At 61.6% G+C, this 17604-nt stretch carries 16 protein-coding genes and 1 pseudogene; 7 read left to right on the top strand and 10 right to left on the bottom strand.

Features of this window, described 5'->3' with window-relative positions; all coding sequences use genetic code 11:
- Position 1 precedes the first annotated feature (1 nt).
- Complete coding sequence (locus ACIO0C_RS17390; protein ID WP_401314034.1) at positions 2 to 1354, bottom strand: 3-oxoacyl-ACP reductase; 1353 nt, start codon at positions 1352 to 1354, stop codon at positions 2 to 4.
- Between the two features lie 119 nt (positions 1355 to 1473).
- On the opposite strand from ACIO0C_RS17390, the gene ACIO0C_RS17385 reads away from it, so the two are divergent.
- The gene (locus ACIO0C_RS17385) at positions 1474 to 2751 is read left to right on the top strand and encodes an acetyl-CoA C-acetyltransferase (protein WP_401314033.1); all 1278 of its coding nucleotides are present in this window, start codon (positions 1474 to 1476) and stop codon (positions 2749 to 2751) included.
- 170 nt (positions 2752 to 2921) lie between these two features.
- Positions 2922 to 3713, top strand: a complete 792-nt coding sequence (locus ACIO0C_RS17380) for an AraC family transcriptional regulator (RefSeq protein WP_401314031.1) — start codon at positions 2922 to 2924, stop codon at positions 3711 to 3713.
- Between the two features lie 102 nt (positions 3714 to 3815).
- Here ACIO0C_RS17380 and ACIO0C_RS17375 read toward each other — a convergent pair whose 3' ends face one another.
- Together ACIO0C_RS17375 and ACIO0C_RS17370 are read right to left on the bottom strand one after the other, a co-directional pair.
- Positions 3816 to 4544, bottom strand: coding sequence for a methyl-accepting chemotaxis protein (locus ACIO0C_RS17375; RefSeq protein WP_370628334.1), 729 nt, complete (start codon positions 4542 to 4544; stop codon positions 3816 to 3818).
- Positions 4545 to 4673: 129 nt separating this feature from the next.
- Positions 4674 to 5762 (bottom strand): annotated as a pseudogene (locus ACIO0C_RS17370) (cache domain-containing protein); the annotation flags it as partial.
- Between the two features lie 294 nt (positions 5763 to 6056).
- On the opposite strand from ACIO0C_RS17370, the gene ACIO0C_RS17365 reads away from it, so the two are divergent.
- On the top strand, positions 6057 to 6950 hold the full coding sequence (locus tag ACIO0C_RS17365; protein ID WP_008066229.1) for a PA4780 family RIO1-like protein kinase: 894 nt from the start codon (positions 6057 to 6059) through the stop codon (positions 6948 to 6950).
- Positions 6951 to 7106: 156 nt separating this feature from the next.
- Here the strand turns inward: ACIO0C_RS17365 and cueR are convergent, their stop codons facing one another.
- The 3 genes from cueR to ACIO0C_RS17350 all read right to left on the bottom strand — a co-directional run bounded on the left by cueR (position 7107) and on the right by ACIO0C_RS17350 (position 10485).
- Positions 7107 to 7520, bottom strand: coding sequence for a Cu(I)-responsive transcriptional regulator (cueR, locus tag ACIO0C_RS17360; RefSeq protein ID WP_020796348.1), 414 nt, complete (start codon positions 7518 to 7520; stop codon positions 7107 to 7109).
- The gene (locus tag ACIO0C_RS17355; protein ID WP_401314029.1) at positions 7517 to 9910 is read right to left on the bottom strand and encodes a heavy metal translocating P-type ATPase; all 2394 of its coding nucleotides are present in this window, start codon (positions 9908 to 9910) and stop codon (positions 7517 to 7519) included. The genes cueR and ACIO0C_RS17355 overlap by 4 nt, the downstream gene beginning before the upstream one ends.
- A gap of 191 nt (positions 9911 to 10101) precedes the next feature.
- On the bottom strand, positions 10102 to 10485 hold the full coding sequence (locus ACIO0C_RS17350) for a hypothetical protein (protein ID WP_401314027.1): 384 nt from the start codon (positions 10483 to 10485) through the stop codon (positions 10102 to 10104).
- A 159-nt stretch (positions 10486 to 10644) separates the two neighbouring features.
- Here ACIO0C_RS17350 and ACIO0C_RS17345 point away from each other — a divergent pair, with 159 nt between their 5' ends.
- Both ACIO0C_RS17345 and ACIO0C_RS17340 read left to right on the top strand, forming a co-directional pair.
- Positions 10645 to 10842 (top strand): cation transporter, encoded by a 198-nt coding sequence (locus ACIO0C_RS17345; protein WP_401314026.1) that lies wholly within the window; start codon positions 10645 to 10647, stop codon positions 10840 to 10842.
- A 92-nt stretch (positions 10843 to 10934) separates the two neighbouring features.
- Positions 10935 to 12131, top strand: a complete 1197-nt coding sequence (locus ACIO0C_RS17340) for a multidrug effflux MFS transporter (protein WP_401314024.1) — start codon at positions 10935 to 10937, stop codon at positions 12129 to 12131.
- Between the two features lie 8 nt (positions 12132 to 12139).
- Here the strand turns inward: ACIO0C_RS17340 and ACIO0C_RS17335 are convergent, their stop codons facing one another.
- Both ACIO0C_RS17335 and ACIO0C_RS17330 read right to left on the bottom strand, forming a co-directional pair.
- Positions 12140 to 12310 (bottom strand): hypothetical protein, encoded by a 171-nt coding sequence (locus tag ACIO0C_RS17335; protein WP_401314022.1) that lies wholly within the window; start codon positions 12308 to 12310, stop codon positions 12140 to 12142.
- 144 nt (positions 12311 to 12454) lie between these two features.
- Positions 12455 to 13468 carry a zinc-binding alcohol dehydrogenase family protein gene (locus ACIO0C_RS17330; RefSeq protein WP_401314020.1) on the bottom strand — a complete coding sequence of 338 codons (1014 nt, stop codon included), beginning with the start codon at positions 13466 to 13468 and terminating at the stop codon, positions 12455 to 12457.
- 125 nt (positions 13469 to 13593) lie between these two features.
- On the opposite strand from ACIO0C_RS17330, the gene ACIO0C_RS17325 reads away from it, so the two are divergent.
- Entirely contained in the window at positions 13594 to 14523 is a 930-nt protein-coding gene (locus tag ACIO0C_RS17325) for a LysR family transcriptional regulator (protein ID WP_401314018.1), read from the top strand.
- 226 nt (positions 14524 to 14749) lie between these two features.
- Positions 14750 to 15484 carry a transcriptional regulator gene (locus ACIO0C_RS17320; RefSeq protein WP_401314016.1) on the top strand — a complete coding sequence of 245 codons (735 nt, stop codon included), beginning with the start codon at positions 14750 to 14752 and terminating at the stop codon, positions 15482 to 15484.
- A gap of 10 nt (positions 15485 to 15494) precedes the next feature.
- On the opposite strand, the gene ACIO0C_RS17315 is transcribed toward ACIO0C_RS17320, so the two are convergent.
- Entirely contained in the window at positions 15495 to 16448 is a 954-nt protein-coding gene (locus ACIO0C_RS17315; RefSeq protein WP_401314015.1) for an adenosine deaminase, read from the bottom strand.
- Positions 16449 to 16526: 78 nt separating this feature from the next.
- A complete protein-coding gene (locus ACIO0C_RS17310; protein ID WP_401314013.1) occupies positions 16527 to 17495 on the bottom strand; it encodes a 2-oxoglutarate and iron-dependent oxygenase domain-containing protein in 969 nt (322 codons plus the stop codon).
- Positions 17496 to 17604: the final 109 nt, after the last annotated feature.

Raw genomic sequence — 17604 nt, 5'->3', positions numbered from 1 at the left:
CCTAGGCCCCCAGGACGCTTTGCCCGCAGACACGCAATGCCTGGCCGGTGAACGCGCCCGTGCCCGGTTGCGCGAGCCAGGCCACTGATTCGGCGACGTCTTGCGGCAGGCCGCCCTGGCCCAATGAGCTCATGCGTCGTCCGGCTTCGCGCAGACCGAAGGGAATGTGTGCGGTCATCTGGGTTTCAATGAAACCCGGCGCCACGGCATTGATGCTGATGCCCCGCCCATGCAACAGCGGCGCCCACGCCTGTGCCAGGCCAATCAGGCCGGCTTTGCTCGCCGCATAGTTGGTTTGTCCGCGATTGCCGGCGATGCCGCTGATCGACGCCAACAGAATCACCCGGCCATCGTCGCGCAGGGTGCCACTGTCGAGCAGGGCCTTGGTCAGCACTTGCGGGGCGTTGAGGTTGACGGCGAGCACCGCGTCCCAGAACTCCGGGGTCATGTTGGCCAGGGTTTTGTCCCGGGTGATGCCGGCGTTGTGCACCACGATGTCGATGCCGTCGGGCAACTGTTCCACCAATTCCGTCGCGGCATTCTCGGCGCAGATGTCCAGCGTGATACCACGCCCGCCGAGGCGTGCGGCGAGGGCGTCGAGATCGGCCCTGGCCGGGGGCACGTCGAGCAGGATGACTTCTGCACCGTCACGGGCCAGGGTTTCGGCGATGGCGGCGCCAATGCCCCGCGCAGCGCCGGTGACCAGCGCCTTGCGCCCGGCCAGCGGGCGCGTCCAGTCCGTCACCTGGGTGTCGCAGGCCGTCAGGCCAATCACTTGCCCGGACACGAAGGCGCTTTTCGGTGAGAGGAAAAACCGCAGCGGTCCTTCCAGTTGATCCTCGGCACCCTCGCCCACATGGATCAGCTGCAAGGTGCCACCGCTGCGCAGCTCCTTGGCCAGCGAGCGACTGAAACCTTCGAGGGCGCGCTGGGTGCTGGCGGCGAACGGGTCGCTCAAGGTTCGCGGGTCACGTCCCAGGATTACCAGGTGCGCACTGTGGTCGAGATTTTTCATCAGCGGCTGGAAGAACTCGCGCAGTTGCTTGAGCTGGTCTGCCTGCACCAGGTCACTGGCATCGAACACCACGGCCTTGAGCTTCGGGCCGTGTCCGGGAATCCACGCGGTCGCCATCGAGGGTTCGGTGCCGTAGGAGTAGATCGCGTCCGTCAGGCGGTTGGCGAAGGCGCTGACCTTTTCCGCCAGTGGTCCGCCGCCAATCAGCAAAGCACCTTCGACAGGGCGCAATCGGCCCGCTTGCCAGCGTTCCAGGCGTACCGGCGAAGGCAGGCCCATGGCACCGACCAGTCGATGGCCGATGGACGAATTGGCGAAGTCGATATAGCGGTCGGACATGGAACGCGCTCCAGCAGATGAGGTTCAAAGTGTGGACCATGAATGGCAATCAGTCGTTCGATTCACTGGAAAAGGCCTACGCTTGCGGGTAATGGCCTTCACAGAATAGGAAGCTTTTCATGACTCAGCTGCGTCGCGTCGCGATCATCGGTGGTAACCGAATACCCTTCGCTCGCTCCAACGGGCCGTACGCCACCGCCAGCAACCAGGCCATGCTCACGGCCACGCTCGAAGGCCTGATCGAACGCTACAACCTGCATGGCTTGCGCCTTGGCGAAGTAGTTACCGGGGCCGTCCTCAAGTTGCCGCGGGACATGAGCCTCACACGCGAATGTGTGCTCGGTTCGCGGCTGTCGCCCACTACCCCGGCCTACGACATTCAGCAGGCTTGCGGCACCGGGCTGGAAGCTGCGCTGCTGGTGGCGAACAAAATTGCCCTGGGCCAGATCGACTGCGCCATCGCCGGTGGCGTCGACACCACCTCGGACGCGCCGATCAGTGTCAGCGATGGGCTGCGCAAGATTCTGCTACAAGCCTATCGCGCCAACACCACCGTTGAAAAACTCAAACCCTTCCTGCAGTTGCGCCCCCGGCATCTGATCCCCGAGTTCCCGCGCAATGGCGAGCCGCGCACCGGATTGTCCATGGGCGAGCATTGCGAGTTGATGGCGCAGACCTGGAACATTGCCCGTGAAGAGCAGGATCAATTTGCGCTCGAGAGCCATCAGAAGCTGGCCGCGTCCTATGCCGAAGGTTGGCAAAACGATTTGATGACGCCGTTTCTCGGCCTAACCCGCGACAACAATTTGCGCCCGGACCTGACCCTGGAAAAACTCGCCTCGCTCAAACCCGTTTTCGAAAAAAGCGCAAACGGCACCCTGACTCCTGGCAATTCCACGCCGCTGACCGATGGCGCCTCGCTGGTGCTGCTGGGCAGCGAAGAATGGGCGAATGCACGTGGCTTGCCGGTCCTGGCCTACCTGCGCGATGGCGAGGCAGCGGCGGTGGATTTCGTCAACGGCGCCGAGGGCCTGTTGATGGCGCCGGTGTATGCAGTGCCGCGTTTGTTGGCGCGCAATGGCCTGACCCTGCAGGATTTCGATTACTACGAAATCCATGAAGCCTTCGCCGCGCAAGTGCTGTGCACCTTGAAGGCCTGGGAAGACCCCGAGTATTGCAAAACCCGCCTCGGCCTCGACACGCCGCTGGGCTCGATTGACCGCAGCCGGCTGAATGTCAAAGGCAGCTCACTGGCGGCGGGGCACCCGTTTGCCGCCACGGGCGGGCGCATTGTTGCCAATCTGGCGAAGTTGCTGGATACGGCGGGGAAGGGGCGTGGGCTTATTTCGATCTGCGCCGCGGGCGGTCAAGGGGTGACCGCCATCATCGAGCGTTAACGATATTTGTAGGAGACCGTCTTGCCGGCGAAGGCGTCCTGGAGACCAGTGCAGAATTCAAGGAGGCCTTCGCTGGCAAGCCAGCTCCCACAATAATGTCCGGTGTTGAATAGAGGGGTGACATGGCCTAACGTCGGCCCATCAGCCGTCTCGCAATACAAGGCCAGGCAATGCCGACTAACGGACAGGTTTCTCTCGAACGCAGCATCCCACCCCTCATAACACTGCCGCGTCCGCTGTACGCCCGGGTAGAGAGCCTCAACGCCGGGTCGTGGACGCCGTCCCATCGTCATGACTGGGTGCAGTTTTCCTATGCCATCAGTGGCGTGCTCGGCGTACACACCGCCGAGGGCAGTTTCTTCGCGCCGCCACAGTGGGGTATCTGGATTCCGGCGGACCTTGATCATCAGGTCGTGACCTCGATGCGCGCCGAGATGCGCAGCCTGTATGTGCGTCGCGAGGATTGCGGGTGGGCAGACGGGCGTTGCCGGGTACTGGAAGTGACGCCGCTGGCCCGGGAGCTGATCAAGAGTTTTTGCCTGCTGCCAGTGGAATATCCACAGGGTGACAGCCCGCAAGCGCGGCTGGTGAGTGTATTACTCGATCAGTTGGCGACGTTGCCGGAAGTCGGGTTTTCCCTGCCGTTGCCCCGTCATGAACGGTTGCTGGGGTTGTGCAACGAACTGATCGAAAATCCCGAGCGCAATGTGACCTTGCACGAATGGGCCGAGCGCCTGGGTACGTCGGAAAAAACCCTGATGCGCCTGTTCCAGCGGGAAACCGGGCTGAGTTTTCGTGGCTGGCGCCAGCGTATGCGCTTGCTGTCGTCGTTGAGTCTGCTGGAGGAGGGCGACAGCGTGACCAACGCCGCGCTGGCCTGTGGGTATGACTCGACGTCGGCGTTTATTGCGGCGTTCAAGAGCCTGTTCGGGTTTACCCCGGGAGAATTGTTCCGGCAGTGATGGCCCCATCGCTGGCAAGCCAGCTCCCACAGGGTTTTCACTGTCCTTGTGGGAGCTGGCTTGCCAGCGATTGGCCGCGAAGCGGCCCGAGGGATTGGCGAATCAGGTACGGAAGCGGCGCACCAACCCATCCAGCTCATTGGACAACCCGGCCAGGCTCTGGGAATCCAGGCGCGCCGAGTTCGCCAGTTCCGCCACCAATTGCGCATCGCCATGGATCTGGCTGATGTGCCGGTTGATGTCTTCGGCCACCTGATGCTGTTGCTCCGCTGCAGTGGCAATCTGGGTGTTCATGTCGCGGATCACGTCCACCGACTCGCGGATCTGCCCGAAGCTGTTGCGCGCTTCACCGATGCGCGTCACCGATTGTTGGGACACCTCCAGGCTCGCATGCATCTGTTGGGTCACCTGGCTGGTGCGCTTGGCCAGGTTGCCGAGCAGCCCGTCGATTTCCGCCGTGGAGTCGGCCGTGCGCTTGGCCAGTGCCCGCACTTCATCGGCCACCACCGCAAAACCACGGCCCTGTTCACCGGCCCGCGCGGCTTCGATGGCCGCGTTCAGCGCCAGCAGGTTGGTCTGCTCGGCGATCGAGCGAATGGTCCCCAGGATCGACTGGATGTCATTGCTGTCGCGCTCCAGCTGTTGCATTGACTGGGCGGATTGTTCGATTTCCTGGCTCAGGCGATCGACACTGCTGACGGCCGCGTCAATCTGCTGCTGGCCTTCGCGGGCCTGGCGCTGGCCGCTGTCGGCGGACTCGGCCGCCTGACTGCAGGAACGCGCCACTTCGTTGGCGGTGGCGACCATTTCGTGGAATGCCGTGGACACCATGTCCACCGCCTCGCGCTGGCGCCCAGCGGCTTCGGCCATGTCGCTGGAGACTTGGGTCGAGCTCCTGGAGGTGGCCAGGATGCTGGTCGCGGCGCCACCAATGCTCTGGATCAGGTTACGAATCGCGGTCAGGAACTGGTTGAACCAGTTGGCCAGTTGCGCGGTTTCGTCGTTGCCGCGGATTTGCAGGCTCTTGGTCAGGTCGCCTTCACCTTGGGCGATGCCTTCCAGGCCGTCGGCCACGCTGCGGATCGGTCGCACGATGACGCTGGCGAAACTGGCGCCGACGATGGCGAAGATCACGGCCAGTACCGCGGCGATGATCGCGATCAACCAGGTCAGTTGCGTCGCGGTGCTCATCACATCGCTCTGCTTGATCAAGCCGATGAAGGTCCAGCCCAGTTGCTCGGACGGCCAGACGTTGGCCATGTAGCGCTCGCCATTGAGTTCGACTTCGACCAGGCCTTTGCCGGCCTTGGCCAGTTGCGCGTAGCCCTCGCCCAGGCTGTTCAAGGCCTTGAAGTTGTGTTCCGGTTGCTTCGGGTCGACCAGTACGGTGCCGGAGTTTTCCAGCAACATCAGGTAGCCGGTTTCGCCGAGCTTGATCTGCTTGACCAGTTCGGTGAGCTGTTTGAGCGACACGTCGATGCTGACCACGCCGCCGTTGGTGCCCAGCTTGTTGTCGATGGTGCGTACGGTGCTGACGTAGGACGTATCATTTTCCGCCCAGTAATAGGCTTCGGTACGCAACGGCTTGCCCGGTTTGGCCTGGGCCGCCTTGTACCAGGGGCGCTGGCGCGGGTCGTAGTTGGCCAGTTTGGCGTCGTCCGGCCACGACACGTAACCACCGGCCGCGGTGCCGAGGATGACGTAGGCGTAAGACGGATGGGCGTTGCCCAGGTCTTGCAGGAAGCCGAAGACTTTCTTGTCCATTTCGCCCTGGGGAATGCTGGCGGCGTTGGCGTTCATGTAGGTCTTGAGGCTGTCGTCGGAGTGGGTGATCAGCGGTTGCCGGGCCAGGTACTCGACGTTCTGGCTGATGCCGTCGAAGAACAATTGCATGGCATTGCTGACCTGACGGATTTCGCGACCGCTGTTATCGACGAATTCGTCCTTGGCATCACTGCGCAAGTTCAGCACGACGAGGGTGGCGACCAGTACCACCGGCAAGCAGGCGATGATTGCAAACGCCCAGGTCAGTTTCTGTTTGATGTTCATCCGCGCTCCAGATTTTCTTGTAGGCCCACGCAGTGCAGATGACTCGCGGTTTATTGGCAGCCGTAAACGTTGTTGATCCCGGTTCCCTGAGTGCGGCATCGTTATTGTTGTAAAAACGATTGTCGGACAAATCACTTTGTCACTTAGGACTTCGGCTGTTGACTGCGGAAATTGAGGGCTGTTTTGAAAAATCACGCGAACGGTACGTCGGCACCCCCTCCCCCGAATGGATGGATTGCCGTATAACGAATGACTTTCGCGTGTTTGGTAATAAAGGACCCACAATAAAAGCTGATGAAGACTCCAAAACGCATTGAACCCCTGATCGAGGACGGTCTGGTCGACGAGGTGCTGCGCCCACTCATGAGTGGTAAAGAAGCAGCTGTTTATGTGGTGCGCTGCGGCAACCAGTTACGTTGCGCGAAAGTCTACAAGGAGGCGAATAAACGCAGTTTTCGTCAGGCGGCCGAGTATCAGGAAGGCCGCAAGGTGCGCAACAGCCGACAGGCCCGGGCCATGGCCAAGGGTTCCAAGTTTGGCCGCAAGGAAACCGAAGACGCCTGGCAGAACGCCGAAGTAGCGGCGCTGTTTCGCCTGGCCAATGCCGGTGTGCGGGTGCCCAAGCCGTATGACTTCCTTGAGGGCGTGCTGCTCATGGAACTGGTGGCCGACGAGTACGGTGATGCGGCACCGCGCCTGAATGACGTGGTGCTGGAGCCGGATCAGGCGCGCGAATACCACGCGTTCCTGATTTCGCAGATCGTGCTGATGCTGTGCACCGGCCTGGTGCACGGTGACCTGTCCGAGTTCAACGTGCTGTTGACCCCGACCGGCCCGGTGATCATCGACTTGCCGCAAGCGGTTGACGCAGCGGGTAACAACCACGCGTTCAGCATGCTTGAGCGGGACGTTGGCAACATGGCGTCCTATTTCGGACGGTTTGCGCCAGAGTTGAAAAAGACCCGGTACGCCAAGGAGATGTGGGCTTTGTACGAGGCGGGTACCTTGCACCCGGCCAGTGTCCTGACCGGCGAGTTCGACGAACCGGAAGAGCTGGCTGACGTCGGCGGCATCATGCGCGAGATCGAGGCCGCACGCCTGGATGAAGAGCGCAAGCAAGCGGCGCGTGCCGCAGACGATGCGCCACCGGGCAAAACCGAAGAGCCGCCTCCGCCCTGGATGCAGTGATCGGTTTTTTTGTGGGTGATCGTTCCCACGCTCTGCGTGGGAATGCCGCCAGGGACGCTCCGCGTTCCGCTTTTGAATGTGACGCAGAGCGTCACGGGATGCATTCCCACGCAGAGCGTGGGAACGAACGTGGGCGTTACGGTATGTCACAGGCGCTTAAATATTCGACGGTTCTGCACAACACCCCGACTCCAGACTCTTGAGAATCGGACAATCCGGCCGATGATCCCCCTGACAATGCTCGACCAGATCCTGCAACGTATCGCGCAGTTGCCCCAGCTCACGGATCTTCTGGTTCAACTCATCGATATGCTGCCGGGCCAGCGCCTTCACATCGGCACTGGCACGCTGGCGGTCCTGCCAGAGGGTCAGCAGCTTGCCGACCTCCTCCAGGGAAAATCCCAGGTCCCGGGAACGCTTGATGAACGCCAGCGTATGCAGGTCATCGTCGCTATACACCCGGTAGCCGCTGTCGGTGCGATGGGCCGCCTTGAGCAGGCCGATGGACTCGTAGTAACGAATCATCTTCGCACTCAGGCCGCTGTGGCGGGCCGCTTGGCCGATGTTCATCGGTTGTCCTCCAGATCCTCGGGTTTCCAGGTTTTCAACAGTAGCGCATTGCTCACCACGCTCACACTCGACAACGCCATCGCCGCACCGGCCAGCACCGGGTTGAGGTAACCGAAGGCCGCCAAAGGAATACCGATCAGGTTATAGACGAAGGCCCAGAACAGGTTCTGCCGGATCTTCGCGTAGGTCTTGCGGCTGATCTCCAGCGCCGCGGGTACCAATCGCGGATCGCCGCGCATCAGGGTGATCCCGGCGGCGTGCATGGCCACGTCGGTGCCGCCCCCCATGGCAATGCCGATATCCGCCGCGGCCAGTGCAGGCGCATCGTTGATGCCGTCGCCGACCATCGCCACCACACCGTTTTTCTTCAACGTGGCGACTTCGGCCGCTTTGTCTGCCGGCAGCACTTCGGCGTGTACGTCCTTGATGCCCAGTGCATCGGCTACCACTTTGGCGCTGCCACGGTTGTCGCCGGTCAACAGGTGACTGCTGATATGGCGTGCGCTGAGTCGTTGCACGGCTTGCAGCGCACCAGGCTTGAGCGTGTCACCAAAAGCGAACAATCCCAGTACTCGCGGTGCAGGGCTTTGCTCGACCAGCCAGGACAGGGTCCGGCCTTCGGTTTCCCAGGCCGTTGCCGAATCGGCCAATTCACCTGCGCTCAATCCGCTCTCTTGCAGTAGACGCCGATTACCCAGCGCCAGCCGACGGCCATCAAGACTGCCGGCAATGCCGCGCCCCGTCAGGGACTGGCTGTCGCTGACATCGACCACGATCAGGCCGCGTTGTGCGCATTCATCCAGTACAGCCTTGGCCAGCGGATGCTCACTGCCGCGTTGCAAGGCCCCGGCCAGTTGTAGCAGGGTTGTTTCGTCACCGTCGATCGCACTCAAGTGGGCGATGCGCGGGGCGCCAGAGGTCAGGGTGCCGGTTTTGTCGAACACCACCGAACTGACTTCATGGGCACGTTCCAGCGCTTCGGCGTCCTTGATCAGGATTCCATGACGCGCCGCCACCCCGGTGCCGGCCATGATCGCCGTTGGCGTGGCCAGGCCCAGTGCGCAAGGGCAGGCGATCACCAGCACGGCCACGGCATTGATCAACGCGGTTTCCAGCGGCGCGCCGTACAACCACCAGCCGATCAAGGTCGCGAGTGCCAGCAGCAGGACCACCGGCACGAAGATCTGGCTGACTTTATCCACCAGTTTCTGGATCGGTGCCTTGGCCGCCTGAGCGTCCTCAACCAGGCGAATGATGCGCGCCAGCACCGTTTCCGCGCCAAGTGCCTGGGTACGTATCAGCAACCGGCCTTCACCATTGATCGCGCCGCCGGTGATCTTGTCGCCCGGTTGCTTGGGCACCGGCAGGCTTTCGCCACTGATCAACGCTTCGTCGGCATGGCTCTGGCCGTCGACCACCTCACCGTCCACCGGGAAGCGTTCACCGGGTTTGACCAATACCAGATCATTGAGGCGCAGGGCGCTGATCGCAACCTCCTGCTCGCGGCCGTCGACCACCTGGACCGCCCGCTCCGGGCGCAGCGCTTCCAGGGCACGAATGGCGCTGGCAGTCTGGCGTTTGGCGCGGCTTTCCAGGTACTTGCCCAACAACACCAGGGCAATCACCACGGCCGAGGCTTCGAAGTACAGGTGCGGCATACGCCCGGCGGCGGTGGCCCATTCGTAGACACTCAAGCCATAACCGGCGCTGGTGCCCAGCGCGACCAGCAGGTCCATGTTGCCAGCACCGGCACGCACGGCTTTCCAGGCGGCCACATAGAACCGCGCGCCGAAGATGAATTGCACCGGCGTGGCCAAGGCGAACTGTGCCCAGGCGGAGAGCATCCAGTGCACGCCAAACGGTTGCAGTAACATCGGCAAAACCAGCGGCAAGGCGAGGGCGATGGCCGCGATCAAGGCCCAGCGCTCGCGCAACAGTCGGGTTTGCTGTGTGTCGATGTGTGGATGATCGTCTTGCCAGACGCTGGCGGTGTAGCCGGCCTTGGTTACGGCGCCGATCAGGGTTTGCGGATCGACCTGCCCGAGCAGCTCAAGATGAGCACGTTCATTGGCCAGGTTGACGCTGACGCTTCTGACCCCCGGCACCTTGTTCAGTGCCCGTTCGACCCGGCCGACGCAGGAGGCGCAGGTCATGCCGTCGATGCTCAGTTCCAGGCGCTGTTGCGCAACGCTGTAACCGGCTTTTTGTACCGCCTCCATCAAGGCCGGCAGGCTATCGACCGGCGCTTGAACCCGGGCCTGCTCGGTGGCCAGGTTGACGCTGACGGCACTGGCACCGGTGACTTTGCTCAAGGCGCGCTCGACACGCCCGGCGCAGCTGGCGCAGGTCATGCCGGCAATCGGCAGATCGAAAGTAGTGGATTCGGACATCGGTCACGCTCCCTGTAGAAGATGTCTACAGGATCAACCTTGCCATGCTGGCAAGGTCAAGCACAAAGATCGTTGTGCGATATCAAGCTTGTAGGAGCCAGGCTTGCCGGCGAACCGGGCGCCGCGGTTTATCTGCTGCACCGCGTTATCGTTCTTCGCGGGCAAGCCTCGCTCCTACAGGTCGGTGGAAATCAGTAGCCGAGTCCTGCGCGCTTGAGATACATCCCGTCCTGCGTCATCGCAATCCGGTACTTCAACACCTCACCGGCCTTGAGCTGAATGTCTTGCGAACCCGGCGCGAGCATGCCCGGGTTGCACCCCGGTGCCTGGCCCGGCAGCAGCTTCAGGCGCAGCGACACATTGCCTGGCGGCAAGTTGAACGAAGTGCTTTGCTCCTGGAACAGCCGCGCCGCCAACTGGTCCTGGATGTACACGCCGATTTCGCAGCTGGTTGCGACTTCCAGGCGCTCGCGGGAAATGATCAGTACGCCATAATCCTCCCCGGCGGCACTGACCGGGGTTGTGGCGGTGAAAAGGCTGAGCAGGCCAAACAGGCTGAAAGTTGACCAGCGCATGGCTGAATCTCCTGGGATCAAGTCGTAGATGAACGCAGCTTGGCCGAGCGCGAAGCCGATTTCCAGCCCGGCAGGGCATTTCAGAACTTGACCTTGCCATGGTGGCAAGCTCGAGACTGTAGGTCACCTCATTCAAACGCCCCATTAAAGGAGTCATCCATGCAAGTGTTCAACGTTGAAGGCATGTCCTGCGGTCACTGCGTCAAGGCGATCACCCAGGCTGTGCAGGCCAGGGACCCGGCGGCGAGTGTGCGGGTCGATCTGGCGGCCAGGGAAGTCGGCGTCGAGAGCGCATTGAGCACCGAGCAAGTGATCGAGCTCATCAGTGAAGAAGGCTATTGCGTGAAGTTGGCCTGATTTTTTAATAGTTAGCGAGCTAACTTAATGTTCAAGGCGTCCTTGCGCGGCTAGACTGTCGGCCTGCCGACCTCTGTCCCATGGGATGCCTGATGAATTTTCGCACAATCCTGATTCTTGGCGCCTTGAGCGCTTTCGGTCCGCTGGCGATCGATTTCTATCTGCCGGCGTTCCCGGCGATGGCGCTCGCCTTTGGCACCGACGAAAAACACGTTCAGCTGACGTTGGCCGCGTATTTCCTTGGCTTGTCCATTGGTCAACTGGCCTACGGCCCGGTGGCTGACCGTTTCGGGCGACGCATTCCGTTGTTGATCGGCGTCGGGCTGTTTACCGCTGCTTCGTTGGCGTGCGCGTATGCGCCGAACCTGGACTGGCTGATCGGCGCGCGGTTCATCCAGGCACTGGGCGGTTGCGCTGGGATGGTGATCTCGCGGGCGGTGGTCAGTGACAAATGCGATGCGGTGGGCTCGGCAAAAGTCTTTTCGCAATTGATGCTGGTGATGGGGCTGGCACCGATTCTTGCGCCGATGCTCGGCGGCTTGCTGGTCAACACCACAGGCTGGCAATCGATCTTCCTGGCGCTCACCGGTTTCAGCGCCTTGGCAGGCCTGGCCGTGGCATTGGGCTTGCCGGAAAGCATGCCCGCCCATTTGCCACGCCAACCCTTGGCCGGGGCGTTGCATCAGTACGCGCGCTTGCTCAAGGACCCGGTGTACCTCGGCCATGCCATGACGGGCGGTATCGCCATTGCTGGCATGTTCTCCTACATCGCCGGGTCGCCGTTCATCTTCATCAAGCTCTATGGCGTCCCGGCCGAACATTTTGGCTGGTTCTTCGGTGCCAACGCGGCGGGATTCATCCTGGTGGCGCAGGTGAACGCGCGACTGTTGGCCAAGCGCGGTCCGGCGTTCCTGCTGACACGCACCGTGTGGATTTACCTCGGTGCCGGCCTGGTGCTGCTCGCCGTCAGTGCGTTGCACACCGCAGAGCTCTGGCCGTTGCTGATTCCGTTGTTCGTCTGCATCGCAAGCCTGGGTTGCATCCTGCCCAATGCCTCGGCCTGTGCGATGAACGGCCAAGGCGCCCGCGCCGGCAGTGCCTCGGCGATGCTCGGATGCCTGCAATTCAGTGTCGCGGCAGGCGCCGCGGCGCTGGTCGGTGTCTTGCACGACGGCAGCGCCATGCCGATGGCCATGGTCATCAGCCTGTGCGGGATTCTTGTGGTGAGCGCGGCGCTGCTCACCCGGCGTTTGCAAAATGCCCGGGCGCTGGTGCAAGCCCAGGTTTAAGGGCGGACTCAGCCAACAGCGCGCTGTTGGCGGTCGGGGATCTGGTGAGGGGCGTGCAATCGCGCTTCAAGGGTATTGGTGAAGGCGCGCGCTTCGGCTTCACTGCGGAAGGTGACGGTATGTTGATCCAGGCGGACCTGCCACTGGGACTTTGCCAATTCTTTTATCAGGATCTTCATTACTGACCTCCTCAAGTAAAAGATTGTCTCGCAGAGGCTTCGATTGTAGTCCTGAATACGAACGCTAATGTGACAAGGCTCAACTCTCGGACTGACGGTTTGTAACAAAAAACATCGCAGTCCGAGGGCAGTTCCTGCAGTCGCTTAAAACCCTTCCAGCACAATCTTGCCCTTGGATTTTCCGCTTTCCAGCAGTGCATGGGCACGTCGCAGGTTTGCCGCATTGATGGTGCCGAAGTGTTCGCCAACCGTGGTTTTCAGAGTGCCGGCGTCGATCAGCCCGGCTACCCGGTTGAGCAGTTTGTGCTGTTCGATCATGTCCGGGGTTTCGAACAGTGAGCGGGTGTACATGAACTCCCAGTGCAGCGACAGGCTCTTGCGCTTGAGCTTGGTCACGTCGAGGGTTTTCGGGTCGTCGATCAGCGCGAGCTTGCCTTGCGGTGCCAACGCCTCGACCAGTTGATCCAGGTGATGATCGGTCTGGGTCAGGCTGGCGACATGGGTTACCTGATCGATGCCGGTCTGCTTGAGGGCCTGGCTCAGTGGCTGGCTGTGGTCGATCACCTGATCGGCTCCCAGCGCCTTCACCCAGCTTTGGGTCTGCGGGCGCGAAGCGGTACCGATCACGTTCAGGCCCGTGAGCTGTTTGGCCAGTTGCGTGAGGATCGAGCCGACGCCACCGGCGGCACCGACGATCAACAGGCTCTGGCCTTCATCGGTTTTACCTTCGCGCACCTGCAGGCGCTCGAAAAGCAACTCCCACGCGGTAATGGCCGTCAAAGGCAGGGCAGCGGCTTCAGCGAAACCGAGGGTTTTCGGCATATGGCCGACGATTCGCTCATCCACCACGTGTAGCTCGCTATTACCCCCGGCGCGGGCGATGGAGCCGGCGTAGAAGACCTTGTCGCCGGCCTTGAACAATGTCACTTCACTGCCAACGGACTTGACCACGCCGGCCACGTCCCAACCCAGCACTTTGGCCGCGCCGGCTTCAGGCTGGACGTTCTGCCGGACCTTGGTATCCACCGGGTTGACCGAGATGGCCTTGACTTCCACCAGCAAGTCACGGGGGCCGGCGACCGGCTCCGGCAACTCGATGTCTTGCAGGGCGTTTTCATCGCTGATCGGCAGTGAGGCGTAGTAGGCAACGGCTTTCATGGAAGACTCCCAAATAGCTATCTGAAGAAAGATTCGATGGGGCGGATGATTGGCTATTTCTATGCAAGATAAAACCCGCTAAAACAGCAGTCTCTTTCAACATTTTTTTGATAATAAAGGTTCGCATGCTGCGATTCGATGATTTGCAGTTGTTTGTCCGGGCGGCAGACCTGGGCAGCCTGTCTGCGGCCGCACGGGGCATGGACATGTCGGCGGCGGTGGCGAGCGCGGCGTTGAAGCGTATCGAACAGCAGCTGGGTGCCCGGCTGCTGGCCCGTTCAACCCGCAGCCTGCGTCTGACCGCTGAAGGCGAAGGTTTTCTCGAATACGCCCGGGCGGCCTTGAGTCATCTCGATGAAGGCCGGCGTTTGTTGGCCAGTGGCCAGGATCAGGTCAGCGGCGTCCTGCAGCTGTCGGCACCGTCGGACTTTGGTCGCAACCTGTTGCTGCCCTGGCTGGACGAGTTTCAACGCGAGCACCCGAAGCTGACCGTGCGCCTGCTGCTGGGCGACCGCATCGCCGATTTGTTCCGCCAACCAGTGGACATCGCCCTGCGCTACGGCGAGCCGGAAGATTCCAGCCTGGTGGCGCTGCCCATCGCCCCACACAATCGTCGTGTGCTGTGTGCCGCGCCCGACTATCTCGCCCGGCGTGGCGAGCCGCGCCAACTGGAGCAACTGGCCCAGCACAATTGCCTGCTGTTCATGCTGGGCAGCCGGGTTCACGACCACTGGAGTTTTCATGACGGCAAGCGCGAGGTCGGTCTGACCGTCAGTGGCGATCGTTTCAGTGACGATGCCGATGTCGTGCGCTTGTGGGCCCTGGCAGGAGCCGGAATCGCCTATAAATCCTGGCTCGACGTGGCCGCCGATGTGCTCGCGGGGCGCTTGAAAGTGCTGATGCCGGAACTGCTCTGCGAGCGCGCGCCGCTGAATCTGTTGTGCGCCCATCGCGCACAATTGAGCAAGCCGGTGAACCTGTTGCGGGAAATGCTTGCCAGCCGATGCGCCCGCTTGTGTAGTCATTTTCCGGGGTTATCCAGCATCGATCATTAGTCGCAGGCAAAAAGCGAAATTTCCCTCAGGAACTATCAGCATCGGCGGTTTGCCGGGAGCAGGATCTGGCGGCCAACCGGCCTATACTAACCCTCGCCTGGTGAACGCACCGTCGATCGCAAGGGCGAGCCCGGTTTATGGCAGTTTCCACGTTTGGCCGACGGCACATGACGGGTCAAGATATCTCTGAGCAGCAGGACGATACGATTCAACAGGGAGTGAATACATGGAACATGCACCTTGCATCAGCCAGATAGCCACGTTGCTGGCTGACCCGAAGCGCAGCGCAATGATGTGGGCCTTGATGGACGGTTCGGCGCGGCATACCGAAGAACTGGCCTTGATGGCCAGCCTGTCACCGTCCTCGGCCAGTGCACACCTGGGGCGGCTGTTGGCCGGAGGTCTGTTGAAAGTAGAAGCCCGTGGGCGAAAGCGCTTCTTTCGCCTGGCTGCGCCCGAAGTCGGTGTCGCGATTGAAGCCCTGGCCAGCGCCACGCTGGCCAGCACACCGCAGGATATCCCGGACATCTTCAAACGCGCCGCTCCCTTGACCAAACCTCAGCCGAGGGGTTCATCGTTGTTGCGCGCACGGCTTTGTGATGACCATCTGGGTGGCACCCTGGCCGCCGATCTGTACCAGCGCCTGCTGGAGGCGGGCTGGATCGAACAGTTCGATCAACGGGTCACGATCACCCTCAAGGGTTCGACGCAGTTGGCGTCACGCGGTGTCTTCATTCAGGCGCTGGCCCATCGTAACGGCAAGGTTGCCTGTGCGTGTCCCGACTGGAGCGAAAGACGCCCGCACCTGGGCGGTGCCCTGGGTGCGGCGTTGTTGCAGCTGTTCATGCAATCCGGTTGGTTGAGCTTGCCCGTGGATTCTCGTGCCCTGCAGCTCACCGCCGCCGGGCAAAAAGAAATTCACCGTTTCGCCAAGCAAACCGAGCTGGAAATGGCCCTGTAGACGGGCGGTCTCAGGGTTTCACCAACCGGGCATCCAGGCTGTTCTGCGCCAGGCGTTTGGCCTGGTCCTGGGTCATGCCCAGATCGCTATACAGGGCGTGGAAGTTTTCCGTGACGTAACCGCCGAAGTACGCCGGGTCATCGGAGTTCACGGTCACTTTCACGCCACGCTCGAGCATGTCGAGAATATTGTGCTGCGACATGTGATCGAACACACAGAGCTTGGTGTTGGACAGTGGGCACACGGTCAGCGGAATCTGCTCGTCGATGATGCGCTGCATCAAGCGCTCGTCTTCGATGGCGCGCACGCCATGGTCGATGCGCTGGATTTTCAGCAGGTCGAGGGCTTCCCAGATGTACTCGGGCGGGCCTTCTTCACCGGCGTGGGCGACCGTCAGGAAACCTTCGCCACGGGCGCGATCGAACACGCGCTGAAACTTGCTCGGCGGGTGCCCCATCTCGGAGCTGTCCAGGCCCACCGCGACAAACGCATCGCGAAACGGCAGCGCCTGGTCGAGGGTTTTCTGCGCCTGCTCTTCGCTCAGGTGGCGCAGGAAACTCAGGATCAAACCGCTGGTGATGCCCAGTTGCTGCTCACCATCCTTCAACGCTGCGGCGATGCCGTTGAGCACCACTTCGAATGGGATGCCACGGTCGGTGTGGGTCTGGGGGTCGAAGAACGGTTCGGTGTGAATCACGTTCTGCGCCTTGCAGCGCAACAGGTAGGCCCAAGTCAGGTCGTAGAAATCCTGGGAGGTACGCAGCACGTCGGCGCCCTGGTAGTACAGGTCGAGGAATTCCTGCAGGTTATTGAAGGCATAGGCCTTGCGCAGGGTGTCGACATCGTTCCACGGCAGGGCGATCTTGTTGCGTTCGGCCAGGGCAAACAGCAGTTCAGGTTCCAGCGAGCCTTCCAGGTGCAAATGCAGTTCTGCCTTGGGCAGGGCGTTCAGCCAGTCGTACATAATTCTGTTCTCATCAGGTGCAATGGCGCCATTCTACAGATGCTCATCGCAACAATTGGTAAAACCTGACCAGGCGGTTCATTCCGCCGCCTCCGGTTCCCGTCGATAAGCGTAGGTATCGGCGAAGCGTGAGAGCAGGAACTGGGCGCAAGTGGTGGCCGGGTATTTCGCCGCCTGCTGCTCATCCTGGCAACCGGGCAGGCATTCGATGCGGGTGTCGGGGTGCGGCTCGGCAAAGAATGGCATCGAATAACGATCCACGCCCAACGGGCTGATCACCCTGTGCGGCGTCGACAGGTAACGGTCGTTGCTCCAGCGCGCCATCATGTCACCGAGGTTGACCACGAACGTGCCTTCGATCGGCGGGGCATCGATCCATTGGCCTTTTACGTTCCTGACCTGCAGGCCACCGGCGGCATCCTGGTAGAGCAGGGTGATGCAACCGTAATCGGTATGGGCGCCGGCACCTTGCTGCTCCCGGGAACTGGCGGTGTGGCGCGGTGGGTAGTGAATCATCCGCAGTACGCTGACCGGCTCACGAAAGCGCGTGTCGAAAAAGTCCCGCTCGATGCCGAGCGCCAAGGTCATTGCCCGCAACAAGGTTTGCGCGAGCGCCTGCATATCGACGTAGTGCTGCTCCATCAACGCCTCCCAACCCGGCAGCGATGGATGGCGGTTGGGGCCGCGCAACGGTTTTTCCGCCAGCACATCCGGATGGTCGAGCGGCAGGTGCAGGCCCATGTCGAAGGTTTCTTTCAGGTCGCTGGGTTTGCTCGGGTCAAGTTGCTCGGTGGCGATGGCGCCATAGCCGCGATGGTGGCGGGTCTGGGTAATGTCGATCTTGAGTTTTTCGGCGGTGGGCAGGGCGAAGAAACGCTGGGCGCTGCCGAGCACGGCGCTGATGCGCGCGGCGGAAATCGGGTGACCCTTGATATAGAAAAAGCCCCATTCGCGGCAGGCGTGGTCGATTTGCTTTGCCACGGTTGCCCAGGCGTTAAGGTCGTCGATGTAGAGCGGGGCGATGTCGATGATGGGAAGCTGGTTCATACACAATCCTTGAGAACGCTGAAAATCCAATGTGGGAGCGGGCTTGCTCGCGAAAGCGGTGTGACAGTCAACCAAGATGTTGAATGTTGAATCGCATTCGCGAGCAAGC

This window comes from Pseudomonas sp. NPDC087336 (assembly GCF_044744285.1).
In the GTDB taxonomy this organism is placed as follows: domain Bacteria; phylum Pseudomonadota; class Gammaproteobacteria; order Pseudomonadales; family Pseudomonadaceae; genus Aquipseudomonas.
Note: the sequence above shows the minus strand (reverse complement) of the source record. Positions and strands in the feature narration are given on the sequence as shown.